This window comes from Mycobacterium florentinum, assembly GCF_010730355.1.
Classification (GTDB): domain Bacteria; phylum Actinomycetota; class Actinomycetes; order Mycobacteriales; family Mycobacteriaceae; genus Mycobacterium; species Mycobacterium florentinum.
Genome location: NZ_AP022576.1, coordinates 6,134,046 through 6,148,915 on the forward strand (window position 1 = coordinate 6,134,046; position 14,870 = coordinate 6,148,915).

At 64.6% G+C, this 14,870-nt stretch carries 16 protein-coding genes; 7 read left to right on the plus strand and 9 right to left on the minus strand.

All coding sequences use genetic code 11. From position 1 onward, the window contains the following. Positions 1-88: 88 nt before the first annotated feature. The gene (locus tag G6N55_RS28895) at positions 89-448 is read left to right on the plus strand and encodes a bleomycin resistance protein (RefSeq protein ID WP_139826797.1); all 360 of its coding nucleotides are present in this window, start codon (positions 89-91) and stop codon (positions 446-448) included. On the opposite strand, the gene G6N55_RS28900 is transcribed toward G6N55_RS28895, so the two are convergent. The 4 genes from G6N55_RS28900 to G6N55_RS28915 all read right to left on the minus strand — a co-directional run bounded on the left by G6N55_RS28900 (position 419) and on the right by G6N55_RS28915 (position 4,156). Then, the gene (locus tag G6N55_RS28900) at positions 419-1,330 is read right to left on the minus strand and encodes a DMT family transporter (protein ID WP_085221676.1); all 912 of its coding nucleotides are present in this window, start codon (positions 1,328-1,330) and stop codon (positions 419-421) included. The two genes, G6N55_RS28895 and G6N55_RS28900, sit on opposite strands and share 30 nt — an antisense overlap. A gap of 11 nt (positions 1,331-1,341) precedes the next feature. After that, on the minus strand, positions 1,342-1,731 hold the full coding sequence (locus tag G6N55_RS28905; RefSeq protein WP_085221741.1) for a DoxX family protein: 390 nt from the start codon (positions 1,729-1,731) through the stop codon (positions 1,342-1,344). A gap of 34 nt (positions 1,732-1,765) precedes the next feature. Next, positions 1,766-2,824, minus strand: coding sequence for a cupin domain-containing protein (locus tag G6N55_RS28910; protein WP_085221677.1), 1,059 nt, complete (start codon positions 2,822-2,824; stop codon positions 1,766-1,768). A gap of 201 nt (positions 2,825-3,025) precedes the next feature. Next, positions 3,026-4,156, minus strand: coding sequence for an NDMA-dependent alcohol dehydrogenase (locus G6N55_RS28915; protein ID WP_085221678.1), 1,131 nt, complete (start codon positions 4,154-4,156; stop codon positions 3,026-3,028). A 146-nt stretch (positions 4,157-4,302) separates the two neighbouring features. Between G6N55_RS28915 and G6N55_RS28920 the strand changes: the two genes are divergently transcribed. Continuing rightward, positions 4,303-5,478 (plus strand): thiolase family protein, encoded by a 1,176-nt coding sequence (locus G6N55_RS28920; RefSeq protein ID WP_085221679.1) that lies wholly within the window; start codon positions 4,303-4,305, stop codon positions 5,476-5,478. Between the two features lie 77 nt (positions 5,479-5,555). Here G6N55_RS28920 and G6N55_RS28925 read toward each other — a convergent pair whose 3' ends face one another. Beyond that, positions 5,556-6,146 carry a hypothetical protein gene (locus G6N55_RS28925; protein ID WP_085221742.1) on the minus strand — a complete coding sequence of 197 codons (591 nt, stop codon included), beginning with the start codon at positions 6,144-6,146 and terminating at the stop codon, positions 5,556-5,558. Positions 6,147-6,305: 159 nt separating this feature from the next. On the opposite strand from G6N55_RS28925, the gene G6N55_RS28930 reads away from it, so the two are divergent. The 3 genes from G6N55_RS28930 to G6N55_RS28940 all read left to right on the plus strand — a co-directional run bounded on the left by G6N55_RS28930 (position 6,306) and on the right by G6N55_RS28940 (position 9,245). Beyond that, the gene (locus tag G6N55_RS28930) at positions 6,306-7,034 is read left to right on the plus strand and encodes a 3'(2'),5'-bisphosphate nucleotidase CysQ (RefSeq protein ID WP_085221680.1); all 729 of its coding nucleotides are present in this window, start codon (positions 6,306-6,308) and stop codon (positions 7,032-7,034) included. A 161-nt stretch (positions 7,035-7,195) separates the two neighbouring features. After that, positions 7,196-8,104, plus strand: coding sequence for a metal-dependent hydrolase (locus tag G6N55_RS28935; RefSeq protein ID WP_085221681.1), 909 nt, complete (start codon positions 7,196-7,198; stop codon positions 8,102-8,104). A 10-nt stretch (positions 8,105-8,114) separates the two neighbouring features. Beyond that, positions 8,115-9,245 (plus strand): DUF7802 domain-containing protein, encoded by a 1,131-nt coding sequence (locus G6N55_RS28940; RefSeq protein ID WP_085221682.1) that lies wholly within the window; start codon positions 8,115-8,117, stop codon positions 9,243-9,245. On the opposite strand, the gene G6N55_RS28945 is transcribed toward G6N55_RS28940, so the two are convergent. Further along, positions 9,217-10,473 (minus strand): sulfotransferase family protein, encoded by a 1,257-nt coding sequence (locus G6N55_RS28945; RefSeq protein ID WP_085221683.1) that lies wholly within the window; start codon positions 10,471-10,473, stop codon positions 9,217-9,219. The two genes, G6N55_RS28940 and G6N55_RS28945, sit on opposite strands and share 29 nt — an antisense overlap. A gap of 79 nt (positions 10,474-10,552) precedes the next feature. Between G6N55_RS28945 and G6N55_RS28950 the strand changes: the two genes are divergently transcribed. Next, entirely contained in the window at positions 10,553-11,701 is a 1,149-nt protein-coding gene (locus G6N55_RS28950) for a DUF1214 domain-containing protein (RefSeq protein WP_085221743.1), read from the plus strand. Here G6N55_RS28950 and G6N55_RS28955 read toward each other — a convergent pair. The 3 genes from G6N55_RS28955 to G6N55_RS28965 all read right to left on the minus strand — a co-directional run bounded on the left by G6N55_RS28955 (position 11,698) and on the right by G6N55_RS28965 (position 14,024). Further along, positions 11,698-12,378, minus strand: a complete 681-nt coding sequence (locus G6N55_RS28955) for a TetR/AcrR family transcriptional regulator (RefSeq protein ID WP_085221684.1) — start codon at positions 12,376-12,378, stop codon at positions 11,698-11,700. The two genes, G6N55_RS28950 and G6N55_RS28955, sit on opposite strands and share 4 nt — an antisense overlap. A gap of 91 nt (positions 12,379-12,469) precedes the next feature. Beyond that, complete coding sequence (locus G6N55_RS28960; RefSeq protein ID WP_085221685.1) at positions 12,470-12,925, minus strand: hypothetical protein; 456 nt, start codon at positions 12,923-12,925, stop codon at positions 12,470-12,472. Between the two features lie 193 nt (positions 12,926-13,118). Further along, the gene (locus G6N55_RS28965; RefSeq protein WP_085221686.1) at positions 13,119-14,024 is read right to left on the minus strand and encodes a haloalkane dehalogenase; all 906 of its coding nucleotides are present in this window, start codon (positions 14,022-14,024) and stop codon (positions 13,119-13,121) included. 114 nt (positions 14,025-14,138) lie between these two features. Between G6N55_RS28965 and G6N55_RS28970 the strand changes: the two genes are divergently transcribed. Continuing rightward, complete coding sequence (locus G6N55_RS28970) at positions 14,139-14,867, plus strand: DUF2652 domain-containing protein (RefSeq protein WP_085221687.1); 729 nt, start codon at positions 14,139-14,141, stop codon at positions 14,865-14,867. The last annotated feature ends 3 nt before the right edge of the window (positions 14,868-14,870 follow it).

A 14,870-nucleotide genomic window follows, 5' to 3' on the forward strand; every position in this document is an offset into this window, starting at 1 on the left:
TGCCTTCCTGTCGACTCGGGTGGAGCATACGACAGCGTTCGCCGGCCCTTTCGGTACGAGCGAACTGACAGACTGTGGTGTGCCCGAAATCGGTTTCTCCTCGGTAGCCCCGATCGTTCCGGTTCGCGATCTCGACATCGCCCTGGATCGTTACCGCCGGCTGGGGTTCGATGCCCGCGGCTACGAAGGTCCCCAGCGCTACGGCTTTGTCGACCGCGGTTCGGTGTCGATGCACCTCAGCGAGTGGGCCGAGCACGATCCGCTGCGTACCGCGGCCAGCGTGTACCTCTACGTCAGCGACGCCGACGCCGTCTACGCGGAATGGGCGGCGCTCGAGGACCTCGACGGCCGCTTGGTGGAACCGGTCGATACACCCTACGGCTTAAGGGAATTCGCCTACATCGATCCCGACGGGACGTTACACCGCATCGGTTCGCGGGGAAGTTGATCGCACCTCGGTCGACGCGTCGGTGGCCGGGGCTCCAGCGGCCTGGCTGTGTGCCAGCGCGACCGCCGCCGCGATCATCACCGCGACCGAAACACCGAGCGCGAGCATGCCGACGTGGTTGGTGCTCAACGTCTCGCCCAGCACGGTGACGCCGAGCACCGAGCCGACGAGTGGCTCGGCGACCGTCACCGCGGGGAGCGACGCGGTCAGCGGGCCCGCCCGAAACGCCGACTGCTCCCAGGCCGTCGCGGCGATCCCCAGCACCGCCCACACGTAAAACTCGGGCGTTCGCAACAATTCCGGAATGCCGCGGCCGAGTTGGTCGACCACACCCTTCGTCAGCACCGAAAAAAGGCCCCACAGCACGCCCGACATGAGCCCCAGCAGCAATGCGCTGAGCCAACCCGAGGACAAGCGAGCGCCGATTACACACACGATCAGGGCTGGGCCCAGGATCAAGGCCACGATCGTCCATGTCTTGAATGACCCGCGGGGTGTGCCGGCCTGCGGGTTGCCGACGGTCACCACCACTGCCACGGCAGCAACGAGCAAGATTGCCCAAATGGCTTGCCAGCGTGATATTTTGCGGTGATTCGTGGTGCTGCTGATGAGCAATGCGAACAGCAGCGAAGTCACCGACAGTGCCTGCACGAGAACCACCGAACCCAGGCCGAGCGCCGCAGCCTGCAGCCCGAACCCGGCGGCGGCCACGAGACTGCCCAGCCACCAGCGGCGATCGCGCAGCAGCCGATGGAACAGTGCTGGGGTGCTGACCGGTTTGTCGGTGACCTGCCGAGCGGATTGCTGTTCTAGGACATCTCCGATGCCGATCATCAGGGCGGCCGCCAACGCGAGCAGCACCGCGATCCCAGTCGCTCCCATCGAACGCTCCGTTAGCTGTTGCGCATGATCTTCAACGCCGTGGTGATCATCGGAATCTGCAGCGGCAGCCGGGCGAAGGCGGCGATGCGCATCGGCCAGGGCTTGCTCCACCACAACCGGCACATGTTGACGTTGGCCGGGAACACCCCGATGAACAGCAGGGCGGCGGCCAGCGCGGCGAACCGCCGAGTCTGTCGCGGTACCAGCAGGGCGCCGGTGGCTATCTCGGCGACGCCCGAGGCGTAGGTGTAAAAGCGCGGGGTGCCGGGTAGCTCGGCGGGCACGATTGTGTCGAACGGTGCGGGGGCCAGGAAGTGCACGGTGCCGATACCGATCAGCATTCCTGCGGTGCGGTATGCGGCGGTCTGGACCTCACGCTGGGCGACGGGGGTGGTGGTCATGGACTCATTGTGCTCATGCCCGGCGAACAGCACTTCATCGCTCCCCAACGGCGTGGGCGTCCAGCGGGTTGATGCGGTTGACGATCAGCGGGTCGGCCTTCGTGAACGGGAAGTCGGGCAGGTCGTCGATGTGGGTGTCGAACGTCGCCGCGAGCACCTTGCGTGAGTAGGCGCTGATCGACGTCCGGTAGCCGATGTCGGCGGGCGTGGGCTGGTCGAAGAAGATGCAGAAGTGCATCTCCGGAGCGTCGAATACCTCGATGTGGTGGGGATAGGCGCGGGGAATGAAATACACGTCGCCCTGGCGCAGGTACCAGGTGTCGAGCTCGCCGCCGGGATTCATGACCGTCATGCGGGCCGCGCCCTTGTTGACGTAGCCCATCTCCGCGGTGAGCGGGTGCCAGTGCGGCTCGCGCATCCCATCCTCGCGGATGCGCAACGAGTACATCGACAAGTCCTTGAGCGCGGGCCAGTACTGCACGCGTGCGGTTCTCGCCGACCCGACCGCGCTGGTGACGGGCGGCGTCATCGCGTCGACGGAGAACTTGTGCGGGTCGTCGAAGTAGGCGGTCGCCGGCACATCGGGGTCGCCGTCGCGGCGGGCCAAGGCGCGGTCGACCGTGCTGCGGCGCATCGCGGCGAAATCCGAGGCCGGCAGGTCATAGGTGTTGCCCAGCACGGCGTCGGTCATCGCTGCGAATGCGGCGCCCAGCCCGAAATCCTCGGGCCGTTCACTGCGGAACGTGATCACGAATTCGGCGGTGTCCGTGCCGATGTTCTCGATGTGGTGCAGCGAGCCGGAGTCGATGTGGAACATGTCGCCCGCGCGAACCACGAAGGAGGCGAACCGGCTACCGGTGTCGAGCACCGAGACCAAGGCGGTGCCCGAAACGCAGTAGGTCAACTCGTTGGCATTGGCGTGCCAGTGCGGGGTCCGCATGGCGCCGGGGTTGATCAGCAGCCGCTTGATCGATAGCCCCTTGAGGATGGGAAAGACGTCGGCGGTCAGGCGCCGGATCGAACCCAGGTCGGACTCTTCGACGATTTCACCTTCAGTTAACGATGCGGCGTGTTTACTTATCTGCGTTGACATTTCGATCTCCTCGCCCGTCCCGGGTTTACTACCCTTACGATCCCGCCTCCGGGTGCCGCATGTCCAACATCGCTTTTAGATGTGCTGATTACCGCCGGTTATCAAGCCGGCGCGGCCACGCGGCTGGTCGAGTGTGAAGTTAGTTTCACGTTGGGTCGCGAACGTGAAGCTAGTTTCACGTTGGGGCCAGAAGGAGAGACGCTAAGAGCGGTCGGCGTCGGTGAATCGGATGACGCCGCGGATGTTGCGTCCCTCGAGCATGTCGCGATAGCCGTCGTTGATCTGCTCGAGGCGATATTCCCGGGTCACCATGTCATCGAGATTGATTTGGCCCAGCTTGTACAACTCGAGAATGGCAGGGATGTCGTATTGGGGGTTGCCGCCGCCAAATATGCTGCCCTGCAAGCTCTTCTGCAGCAGCGACAGCCCGCCGAGGTTGAGAGTGCATTCGTTGGACATGACGCTGGCCATGCCGGTGAGGACGCATACGCCACCCTTGGCCGTCAGCCCCATCCACGACTCGACGTCTTTGCCTTCCACGTGTCCGACGGTGACGATCACCTTCTGGCACATCAGGCCGCGCGTCGCCTCGGCGATGCGGGCCGCGGCTTCGGTGACGTCGGCGAAGGCTTCCGTGGCGCCGAACTTCAACGCCTGCTCACGTTTCCATTCGTATGGGTCGACGGCGAAGATGCGCCGGGCACCGGCGATGCGGGCGCCCTGCAGCGCCGCGGCGCCGACGCCGCCGATCCCGACGACCGCCACGTCGTCACCCGGCGTGATCGCCGCGCTGCGCACGGCCGAGCCGTAGCCGGTCGTCACACCGCAGCCCACCAGGCAGGCGACGTCGAAGGGGATCGTGGGGTCGATCTTGACCACCGACGTGTGGTGCACCACCACATACGGCGCGAAGGTGCCCAGCAGCGACATCGGAATCACGTTGCGGCCTTGTGCCGTCACTCGAAACGATCCGTCGGACACCGATTGGCCCGACAACAGGCCCATGCCGAGGTCGCAGAGATTGCGCAGCCCGGTCTGGCAGGGCTGGCATGTCCCGCACGACGGGATGAACGACATGACGACGTGATCGCCGACGGCCAGGTGCTCCACGCCCTCGCCGATTTCGGTGATGATCCCGGCGCCCTCGTGACCGCCAAGCACCGGATAGCTCGGGATGGGGAAGTCGCCGGTCATCAAATGGTGATCGGAATGGCACAGGCCGGCCGTCTCCAGCTGGACCGTCACCTCACCGCGACGAGGATCACCGATCTCGATCTCCTCGACCGACCACGGCTCGTTCAATTCCCAGACCAGCGCACCTTTGGTCTTCAACGGCAGGCCTCCGTCTTTACCCGAACCGCTTAATTGTTGGCGCCGTCACAGAGCCCGGCCTACCGAATTTAGACCATTACTATTGCCTATACAGTATTTGATACGATTCGCGTCGTCTGACCGCCCAACGCAGCGAGGTTGAGAACATGGCTACACCCGTAATTGTCGGAGCCGCCCGGACCGCGATCGGTCGGTCGTTCAAGGGGACGCTGGTCAACACGCCGCCCGAGACGCTGATCACCGCGATTCTTCCCGAGGTGGTGCGCCGCTCGGGTGTCGACCCGGCGGACATCGACGACATCATCTTCGCTGAATCTCATTACGGCGGTGGAGATTTGGCGCGCTACGCGGCCACGGCCACTGGCCTCGACCACGTACCGGGGCAGTCGGTCAACCGGCACTGCGCGGGCAGCCTGACGGCTATCGGCAACGCCGCGGCGCAGATCGGTTCCGGCATGGAGCGCGTCCTGATCGCCGGCGGCGTGCAGTCGCTGTCGATGACCCCGCTGACCAACTGGCGCATCCCCGGCCCCGAACTGAAGTTCGAGGAGCGCTGGATGCCGCCGACCCACGTCGAAACCCCGGACGCGCCGGCCAAGGACATGTCCATCACCGTCGGCTGGAACACCGCGCAGTCCGAAGGCATCTCTCGCGAGCAGATGGACGCCTGGGCGGCCCGCTCGCACGAGCGCGCCATCGCGGCCATGGACGCCGGTAAGTTCCTCGACGAGATCCTCCCGCTGAAGATCACTCAGATCGACGGTTCGGTGGTCGACTTCTCCGTCGACGAGCACCCTCGCCGTGACACCACGATCGAGAAGCTTGCCGGCCTCAAGGTGCTGCACCCCGAGATCGAGGGCTTCTCGATCACCGCGGGCAACAGCAGTGGCACCAATGACGCCGCCGCGGGGGTCGCACTCGTCGACGCCGACTACGCCGCGTCCAACAATCTCAACGTGATGGCCAAGGTCAAGGCCTGGGCCGCCGCGGGCGTGCAGGCCCGGGACTGCGGTCTGGGTGCGCTCGCGGTCATCGACAAGGTGCTGCAGCGCGCCGGTCTTTCCTACGGTGACGTGGCGCTGTGGGAGATCAACGAGGCATTCGCTTCAGTGCCCGTCGCGGCGTGCAAGAGGTTCGGTCTCGACGAGGAGAAGGTGAACTTCTCCGGTAGCGGCTGCAGCCTCGGCCATCCCATCGCCGCCTCGGGCGCGCGCATGGTGACCACGCTGATCTACGAGCTGGCCCGTCGCGGTGGCGGCATCGGCGTCGCGGCAATGTGTGCCGGCGGCGGCCAGGGCGGCGCCGTCGTCGTCGAGGTCTAAGCGGTCTTCTGCGCCGAACGTGCACTCATGGCGAGATTTCGCCGATTTTTCAACCCTGAGAGCACGTTCGGCGCTTCTCAGTTGCAGAACGTGTAGCCGATGAACTCGGTCTGGCGGGTATCGCTGGGCGAGTAGTTGACGTAGTGCACCGCGGGCATCCCGTTGTACTGGGTGTCGATTTGTTGCGCGTTGGGCGGCGGGACGTCTTTGGGGAAGGCCAGGATCATGTCGCCAAAGATCTTGAGGCCGACCACGCAAATCGCATCCGAGCGCGGCTTCTGCGCATTCCACGCATGCACGACGACCGGCTCCCTGAGTTGGGCGCCGGTGGCGCAATTCGGATCGCACAATTTGAAAACGGCGGTGCCGGTCCCGTCGGCGCCTTGTGGTCCCCACGAACTCCATGACATGTCTTGCAGCGCAACGGCAACGCTCGCGCAGCCCAGGACATTGAGCTTTTTCGGACGCGGGCTGGGTTGGACCGCCGGGTTGTAGCAGCCCGGAATGGCGTAGCTGTCCGGCGGCGGCGGTGGTTGGCTGGTGGATTGGGCCGTCGTGGTCTGCTGGCCCTGGGTCAGTTTCACTCCGGCGAAGATCAGCACACCGACCACCAGAAGGGCCACGACGATGCCGATCGCCGTTAGCCGCCCCCGCGGAATGTGCCGCAACCCGCCCGATTCGGGGACGTTGCCGCTCACGTTGTCCAGGTTAGGTCAGAACTCGGATGCCGGGGTGGCGTCCCGCAAAGAATCCTGGCACGGTAAATTTGGTCAACGCTACCAACATAAGGAAGTATCGAGGCTCTCGCGACGTGTTAGGAGTAATCGATGAATGACCACGCACTGGCTGCGCGCTTGGCCACCGAGGCGGGGCAGCTGTTGCTCGGGGTGCGCGAGGAATTCGCCGACGCCGACGCGAGCGAGCGGAAAGCCGCGGGGGACAAGCGATCCCACGACTTCCTGATGCAGGCGCTTGCCGCCGAGCGACCCCAGGACGCGGTGCTTTCCGAGGAGGGCGCCGACGACCCGGTGCGGTTGCGCTCGGAGCGGGTGTGGATCGTCGACCCGCTTGACGGCACGCGGGAGTTTTCCGAGCTCGGCCGCGACGACTGGGCGGTGCACGTCGCGCTGTGGCAGGCCGGTGAGCTGGTCGCCGGCGCCGTAGCGCTGCCGGCCCAGGACGTCACGCTGGCAACCCCGGAGGTTGCCGCGCCGCCCGCGGCCCCGGACAAGCCACGCATCGTCGTATCGCGTACTCGGCCACCGGCCATCGCGTTGGCGGTTCGCGACGCGCTGGACGGCACGCTGGTGGAAATGGGTTCTGCCGGAGCCAAAGTCGCGTCGATCGTGCAGGGTCTGTCGGATGTCTACGTCCACGCCGGTGGGCAGTTCGAGTGGGACTCGGCCGCACCCGTGGCGGTGGCCCGTGCGGCCGGTTTGCACACCTCCCGCATCGACGGGTCGGCACTTATGTACAACCAGCCCGATCCGAAGCTGCCCGATGTGGTGGTGTGCCGCCCCGAGCTTGCGCAAGCGGTGCTCGCCGTCACCGGCTAACACCCTCACGGTCCAGCGGAACTGATTGAACGCCAGGTGATCTCCACCTGGTGGCTGATGATTGCGCCCCATGAGGCCTTGACTCATCCTCATGAGGCCGCAACAATCAGATCTTACAACAGATGCAACTCTGTATAATCAAGTTCCGCGGGAATGGACCAGTGACTGATCTCGAGGTACGGCGGCCCAAGTTCGACTTCAGCGACGATGTTCCGTGGGTTTGGCATCCGCGCAACCCTGCATTTTCCTTCTTCATGAACGCGACATCGATCATTGCCATCTGCTTCGAGCAGATGATCGTGGCCGCGGTGCAAGAAGCCAAACCCCAGATGACCGACGCCGACGTGGCGGCGGAGGCAACCGCGTTCCTGCGCCAGGAGGCGCAGCATTCCAGCTCGCATCGCAAGCACGTCAACGCACTGATCAAGCGATATCCGGGTCTGCAACAGACCTTCGACGATGCGATGGCGTGCTTCGACACGCTTACCGCGACGAAATCACTGAAATTCCGGTTGGCCTACATCGCGGATTTAGAGGCCACCTTCACGCCCTCGTTCAAGCTCATGCTCGACAACGAGGCGACGCTGTTTCGCCCGGGAGACAATCGCGTGGCGTCACTTTTCTTGTGGCACTTCGTCGAAGAGATCGAGCACCGCAGCTCGGCACTGTTGATCTATGACGCCGTGGTCGGGGAGCACTGGTATCGCATCCGCGCCCTGCCCGGGGTGGTCAAGCACTTGCTGCGAGTCATGTCGGTCATCGCCGACGGCGTCAACGCCCACGTGCCGTCGAGCGATCGCAAGGTCGACGCGCGAACGCTGCTGCCCGCGTACGGGGCATGGGAAAATCTCAAGAGCAGGTTGGCGTCCGGCGCGGGTAACCAACCGGTGCCGTCGGCCTTCGCCAGTGTGTCGCGCAAGGAGATACTCGTTGCCGCGGGGCGGGTGCTGCTGAGTCAAACCCCGCATCACAAACCGGAACACGAGCCATTGCCGCGATTCGCCGATCAGTGGTTCGAGCGTTGGAAGCGCGGGGAGGACGTCGCCCGCTGGTACACCCCGGTCGGCTAGGGAGCAGACGATGTCTCAGTGCAATGCGCGATTCAACGAGATCGCCGCGACGCTAGGTCATTTCACGTGCACGGATGCACCCGCGGTCATCCACATCCGCAACCCGTTCGCATTGTCGAACCCGACGATGCCCGTGCTGGAACTGATGATGGTCGGCGGTGCGGGGCTCGCACTGTGGTGGGCGATACGACGGCTGCGGCGCCACAACGACCCTACCAACCTGGTGCTGTGGTTCGCGTCCATCGTGTACCTGCTCGTCACCGAGATTCCGCTGTACTTTCCCAACCTGTTCATGGTCGAAGATCAGATCGGCGTGGTCTTCGACCACAACGTCTTCACCGTCCAGTTCCTGTATGAACGTCTGCCGCTGTACATCGTCGCGCTCTACCCTGCGGTCACCACGCTGGCATTCGAAATCGTCCGCACCCTAGGGGTTTTCCGTTCGCGTGGCATTCTGGCTGGTTCGCTCTGCGTCGGCCTGGTGCACCAGTGTTTCTACGAAGTCTTCGATCAGTTGGGTCCGCAACTGCGGTGGTGGGCCTGGAACACCGAGAACCCGCTCAATCGGCCGATGTTCGCGTCGGTGCCGATGACGAGTGTGTACATCTTCGCCACCCTCGGCCCGGCCGTGCTCACCCTGCTGGTGATGCTGCTGGTCGGCCGCAAGGTCGCAAATGGCACACGTATGAGCGCGGCAAGCCTGTTGTGGCGCACCGTCGCCGCGGGGTTACTGGTCACCGTGGGACTCGCGCTGCTGAGCATCCCGTCCTCCATTTTCGGTGGCAGCCACCCGAACACGACCGCCCAGGCCGTTGTCTTCGTTGTCGAGCTTGCCGCCTTCGCGGTGTTCGCTATTCCGGCCTTGATCGGTGCGCGTCGGCGCGGCGAGGCCGACGACAAACCGAACCGATTCGTGCGGATCTTCGGGTCGATCTATCTGGGCGTGCTCGGAATACTGTGGCTCACAGCCCTTCCCGAGTATTTCGCCGCGAAGGGCGGCATCACCGGCCACGGCACCCCGACCGGAAACCTGCTGTACGCCGTGCTGTGCTTCACGCTGGCGGTGCTGTGGGTCGCGCTGGCCGGCACCGCGACGGTGTCACGCGACGTGGCTACGACGAACTTGCGGCAGCCGGCTTGACGAACCGCTCGACATACGGGGCGAAACGGCGACGCAGGTCGTCCTTGTCGAGCCCCAGGTCCTCCGGGTGGTACTCGACGCGGCCCAGCCTGCCGCGCTCGTGGCCGGCCATGTACCGTGCCACAGCCCTTCTCGACTCCTCGGACGGTGAGTAGCCGGCCGTGTCCCAGACCCGCTGCGCCATCGCCAGGTCGTCGGCCATGAACTCGTCGAAGCGGACGTCGATGGTGCGGTCGGCGGGCAGCCGATCATGGTCGCGCATGCACGCGGTGAGCAGCTCGTCGATGCGGGTGATCCAGTACTCGGCCACCGTGTTCACATCGACCTCATCGACGCTCATCCGCATGGTGTAGGTCATCATCGTGGCCATCGACACCGCGACATCGACGGGGTCGCGGTGGGTGACGATGAACGTTGCATCGGGAAATACGTTGAGGATTGGGATGAACTGCTCGAGATGCTGGGGCGACTTGAGCACCCAACGGCGCTCGTATCCGTCTTGGTGTTGCAGTACCTGCAGCATCATGCGCAGAAACTGGTAGCCGGGGGTCTGATCGTGCTCGCGCAGGTAGTCCGACCAGCGCGGCAGATGGGTGAGCGTGGTGAAGAAGCCGCTCGAAAAATCTTGGACCATCAGGCCGATGTCTTCGTGAATGTGATCGATCGTCATCTCATGCATCAGCGTGAAGTACGGCATCAGCGTGTTGGAGATGTTGAGCGCGTCGGCGGTGCGCTGGCGGCGGGGTTCGATGGTGCCTTCCTCGCCGGGCCCGGGCAGTGGTTCCTGGGCTTCCCAGTACGGAAGCGACCGCAGCGCGGGGTCGGCGGCCAACAGGCTGTGCAGGTGAGTGGTCCCGGTGCGCGGCAGGCCGGCGATGACCAGGGGCGCTTTGATGCTGACGTCGAAGATCTCGGGGTGGCGCTTGAGATGGTCGATGACGCGCAGTCTGCCCGTGAGGAAGGTCAGCATCAGCGAGAAAGCGTAGGTGCGGCCGAACGGGGTCAGCCGCGGCAACTCGTGGAACGCCTCGAGCAGCACCGCCATCCGCTCGCGGTAGTCCTGCTCGCCGAAGTCGGTCAAGCCGGTCTGCGCGGTGGCTTGCTCGTGCAGGGCGTCGGTGGTCAGCGGACAGTAATCGGCCATCGCGGCCATGCCGTCGATGATCGCCTGGGCTTCGGGCGTGAATGTCGGCTTGGCGAGATCGGTGATATGGATAGCGTCGCTCACATCCGGACCATACCTACGCCGTTACACATTTTACAAGAGACGTTGTGCTGTATTTTGATGCGCGCTTATGATGCTGCACATGGCGAATCCCCAAAGCTCAGCAGCATGGCGCGAACTGCTCACCGCCTTCGCGGATTTCGAGAATCTGTTCCTCGAAGGACCCAAGGCCGTGCGCGGAGAACCGGCCGTGGCCGAGGGCTACGAGTTCCTCGCCACGATGCTGGGTTTGTCGCTGGACGTGACGTTGTTCGCCGACCCGGTGGCGCCCCGATTCCACGATGTGCTCACCCCGTTTCGCCGTGACCGTCGCTGGGGCGGGGACAACACCGACGCGTACTACAGCTACGTCGTCATCGACCCGCGGCGCACCTACCGCATCAGCGGAACGCCGAACGAGAGCGTGATGTACTCCGTCGCCGTATACAACGAACCCGAACCCGGGGCATGGCCCAACCGCACCATCGGCGTGCTCTACGACGAGGACATGCCGCTCGATGAGGACGGGTGCTTCTCCTGCGTCTTGGGCCCCGAACGGCCGCGGGACTATGACGGGCCCTTTATCGCTCTCGACGAGGACGCGCATGGAGTGCTCACCCGGGATTACCACGAGGACCCCGCTCACAGCCGACGCGTGGACTGGTCGATCGAGGTCATCTACCACGGCGGCTTGCCCGTGCAGCCGCTGAAAACCGATGCGGGAGTGGCTCAGTCGCTGCGTGCGGCGCTGCGCTACACCCAAGACATGCTCGCGATCGTGCCGCTGGTAATACAGGAGCGCAAACCGGCCGAACTTGCCGACGGGCAAAACCTCTCGCACAATGTGTTCTCCCCGCCCTACCGGGCCGGCGCTGCGACGCACGGCTACTCGATGCAAAACGCCGTCTACAGCTTGGGTGCGTACGCCCTCGAGCCCGGCGAGGCGTTGGTGATCAGGTCGCACCACCCGAAGTCCCGGTTCTGGAACCTGACGCTGTGGAACCAGTACATGGCGGCGCCCGATCTCGAATACGGCCGTGGTGGAATCAATTCCGGCACCGCGGTCCCCAACCACGACGGCAGCATCACGATCGTGATCAGTCGCGAGGAGCTCGACCACCCCAATGCCGTCTCGACCAAGGATCACCCGGAAGGGCTGATGTCGTTCCGTTGGTTCCATGCCGACGACTTGCCCGAACAGCCGGCCACGGAGGTTGTTCCGGTCGGCGCGGCGCCGCGCGTGCTGTCCTAATCCTGGTGAGCAGACGCAGAATCGCCCGAAATGTTCCGTTTCTGTGCGATTCTGCGTCTGCTCGCGACTGGACGGGCCGGGGGAGTCTTCACCACCGGCCCGATCCAATGCCGCAGCACGGTCCGCAACTCCGACGCCGACCGTGGCGGATCCGGCGGAACCAGAACCATCGACTGGATGATGCGCAGTAGGTACTCGACGAGGTCGTCGAAATCCTTGCCGCGATAACCCAGTGCTGCCCAGTCGATTTCGGTGCGCTCGAGGATTACGCGCGATCGCCGGATCGATTCGCCCACGACCATCTGCCGGCTCATCGAGCGGCTTTGATCGGCGTCCAGCAGCATCATCAGCACCGGCTCTTGGGGTAGTTGCTCGACGAGATAGGCGACGGCCTCGACCAACAGCTCGACCGGGTCACCATTGCCCGCGGTGAGATCGGCGATCCGGGCGGTCCAGCCTCCGAGGGCGACGTCGCTTGCCGCCGTTACCAACTCGTCGAGGGTGGCGAAGTAGCGGTACACGGTGGGACGGGTGACGCCGAGGTCGCCCGCGATCACGGACAAGCTGGTGTGTTGCGCTCCCCGTCGCTCGATGCTGCGCAGGGCCGCGTCGATGATGCGCTTGCGCGCTTCCTCATCGTCGGCGGGTGGCGCTCCGCCCCAACCTTTTCGGCCCATCGCGGACGGTCCTAACGCAGTCCGGCACGGGGGTGGGTGATCATACAGAGAGTCTAATGCTGTCAAATGATTCTGGCCAACCGCGGGCGTGCTACTGGTTCCGGTTCCGCCTACGGCGCCGACGCCCCTTCGCCTCTTCGATCCACTCTTTTTCGACCCGTCCGATCTCGAGCGAAAGCTGCATGAGAGTCGGATTATCGCAGTGGACTTCGTGAGCGGTGCGAAACTTGGCCGCTTCGCCGGTGGTGGGTAGGTGGGGCCGCAAGCCCTCGAACCACTCGTCGCCGACGACGTTCGGCGGGTCATCGACGCGAGGTCCGCAGGACCACTGCCGGTAAGCATCACGAGCCCCGGCCAGGCCGCTCCGCCACTGCTGGATCGCGTCGCAGCGCTGGGAATGTATTTGGCTCCTCATCTGATGCTTGTTGGTGCCGCTTACCGCCATCCCGGGGAGCAGGTTATCGACGGTCGACTTTGCAATGCCCGCGATGCCCATGGCGGATGCGCCCACGACCGTGCCCATCAGGCCCATCGTCATCATGTCCATGGGCTGATCGTTGCACTTGGGGACCCCCGACAAAAGAAAAACTGTCGCTTGGGCGGGCGCGGACTATTGCTCGGCGACCATGCGGTAGCGAGGTCGTACAGGGCGGAGAAGTGCATTGCGTACAACGCCGGCACGCGGTCAGCAGGGCCGTCATGCGCGGTGTCGCGCGGCTAGCCAACACCCGGTGACGCGTTCATAGCAGGGGTTTTTGCCAGGCGAGGACGCGTTCGGCCAGTTCCGGTCCGCTGTCTTCCTGGATGAAGTGGCTGGCCCTGATGCGGGCGTGCGGCTGGCCGGCCGCCCCGGGAACGTGCTTGATCAGCGGACGGTCGGCCTGCCCCAGGATCGGGTCGCGAGCGCCAAAGATCGCGAGAAGGGGTTTCTCCCATCGGCCCAGCACGTCCCAGGCCGCTCGATTCGCCGGAATTGCCGGGTCGTCGGGGGAAGTCGGCACCAACTGCGGAAATGCCCGGGCACCGGCTTGGAACGTCTTGTCCGGAAAGGGGGCGTCGTAGCCGGCCCGCACCTTGGGAGGAACCCTGCGAACGGTGCCGGCTGCGACGATGCGACCCGCGGGCAGCACCGGGGAGTAGCGTGCGAAGGCCCGCCATGCGTGGAAGGCGGGAGGGGTGCGCCGCTGGGCGGTGGGCAGAAAGCCGTTTGCCACCACCACGCGCGCGATCCGCTCGCCCTGCTCGGCGGCGATGCGCAGCCCGATCAGCGAACCCCAGTCCTGGACGAACAGCGTGACTTCCTTCAGCCGCAGCCGCTCGAACCATGCCGTCACCCACTCGACATGGCGCAAGTAGGTGTAATCCTCCATCCGACTGGGCTTGTCAGAGCGGCCGAAGCCGATCAGGTCGGGGGCGAGCACCCGGTTTCCCGCGTCAACCAAGGGCGGAATCATCGTGCGGTACAGGTAGCTCCAGGTGGGCTCGCCGTGCAGCAGCACGATCGGCGGGCCATCGGCCGGTCCCTCGTCGAGAAAGTGCATGCGGACCGGCGGGGAGTCGCTTGCCGCCACGTCAATGTAGTTCGCTACGAACGGATAGCCTTCCAAGTTTTCGAATCGGGAGTCTGGGGTTCGCAGCACATCCATATTCAGCTCCTCCGGTGAACGGGCACCCCTGCAAGCCTCTCTCCGCGACGCCACTTCGTCTAGTACGAAATTTCATTGGGGAAGAACCCGGCAGGCCACTAAAATAGCGAAATCATGGCCATTCGTCGCGCCGTCCTGCTGATTGCCGATATCGGCGGCTACACCAACTACATGGCGTGGAACCGGACGCACCTCGCGCACGCGCAGCAGACGGTCGCGCAGCTGCTGGAATCGGTCATCGATGCTGCTAAGGGCCTGAAGTTGGCTAAGTTGGAGGGCGACGCGGCATTCTTCTGGGCGCCGGACGGCAACGCCAATGTGCTGGTTTCCGATCGGCTCTGGCGCATGCGCCAGTCGTTCCTCGCCCGGCGGCAGCGGATCAAAGCCGACATCGCCTGCGAGTGTGCGAGCTGTGGTCAGCTCGACAGCCTGTCGCTGAAGTTCGTCGCGCACGAAGGCGAGGTGGCCGAGCAAAAGGTAAAGCGCCACGTCGAACTCGCCGGTGTCGACGTCATCCTCGTGCACCGGATGCTGAAAAACGAGGTACCAGTGCCGGAATACGTGCTGATGACCGATGCGGTGGCCGCGTGCCTCGACGAGTCGATGCGTGGTCTTTCGATGCCGCTCACGCACGATTTCGAAGGTATCGGCGAAACATCCACGCACTACATCGACCTCGCCACGTCGGAGGCGCCACCGGCACCGCAACAGCGTGGTTTCTTCGGCCGGCTCGGAATGACGGCGATGTTCGAGCTGAACTCGGTGCCCTTCTTGCTGGGTATCAAGAAACCCGCCGAGGGCTTCCGGAACCTGGGCCGCGGCGCCGAGGAAATCCCGGCCTAGCGC

Coding starts and splice junctions, on each gene's coding strand:
- G6N55_RS28900 (WP_085221676.1), bottom strand. CDS start 1,330: ATGGGAGCGACTGGGATCGCGGTGCTGCTCGCGTTGGCGGCCGCCCTG.
- G6N55_RS28905 (WP_085221741.1), bottom strand. CDS start 1,731: ATGACCACCACCCCCGTCGCCCAGCGTGAGGTCCAGACCGCCGCATAC.
- G6N55_RS28910 (WP_085221677.1), bottom strand. CDS start 2,824: ATGTCAACGCAGATAAGTAAACACGCCGCATCGTTAACTGAAGGTGAA.
- G6N55_RS28920 (WP_085221679.1), top strand. CDS start 4,303: ATGGCTACACCCGTAATTGTCGGAGCCGCCCGGACCGCGATCGGTCGG.
- G6N55_RS28930 (WP_085221680.1), top strand. CDS start 6,306: ATGAATGACCACGCACTGGCTGCGCGCTTGGCCACCGAGGCGGGGCAG.
- G6N55_RS28940 (WP_085221682.1), top strand. CDS start 8,115: ATGTCTCAGTGCAATGCGCGATTCAACGAGATCGCCGCGACGCTAGGT.
- G6N55_RS28950 (WP_085221743.1), top strand. CDS start 10,553: ATGGCGAATCCCCAAAGCTCAGCAGCATGGCGCGAACTGCTCACCGCC.
- G6N55_RS28955 (WP_085221684.1), bottom strand. CDS start 12,378: ATGGGCCGAAAAGGTTGGGGCGGAGCGCCACCCGCCGACGATGAGGAA.
- G6N55_RS28960 (WP_085221685.1), bottom strand. CDS start 12,925: ATGGACATGATGACGATGGGCCTGATGGGCACGGTCGTGGGCGCATCC.
- G6N55_RS28965 (WP_085221686.1), bottom strand. CDS start 14,024: ATGGATGTGCTGCGAACCCCAGACTCCCGATTCGAAAACTTGGAAGGC.
- G6N55_RS28970 (WP_085221687.1), top strand. CDS start 14,139: ATGGCCATTCGTCGCGCCGTCCTGCTGATTGCCGATATCGGCGGCTAC.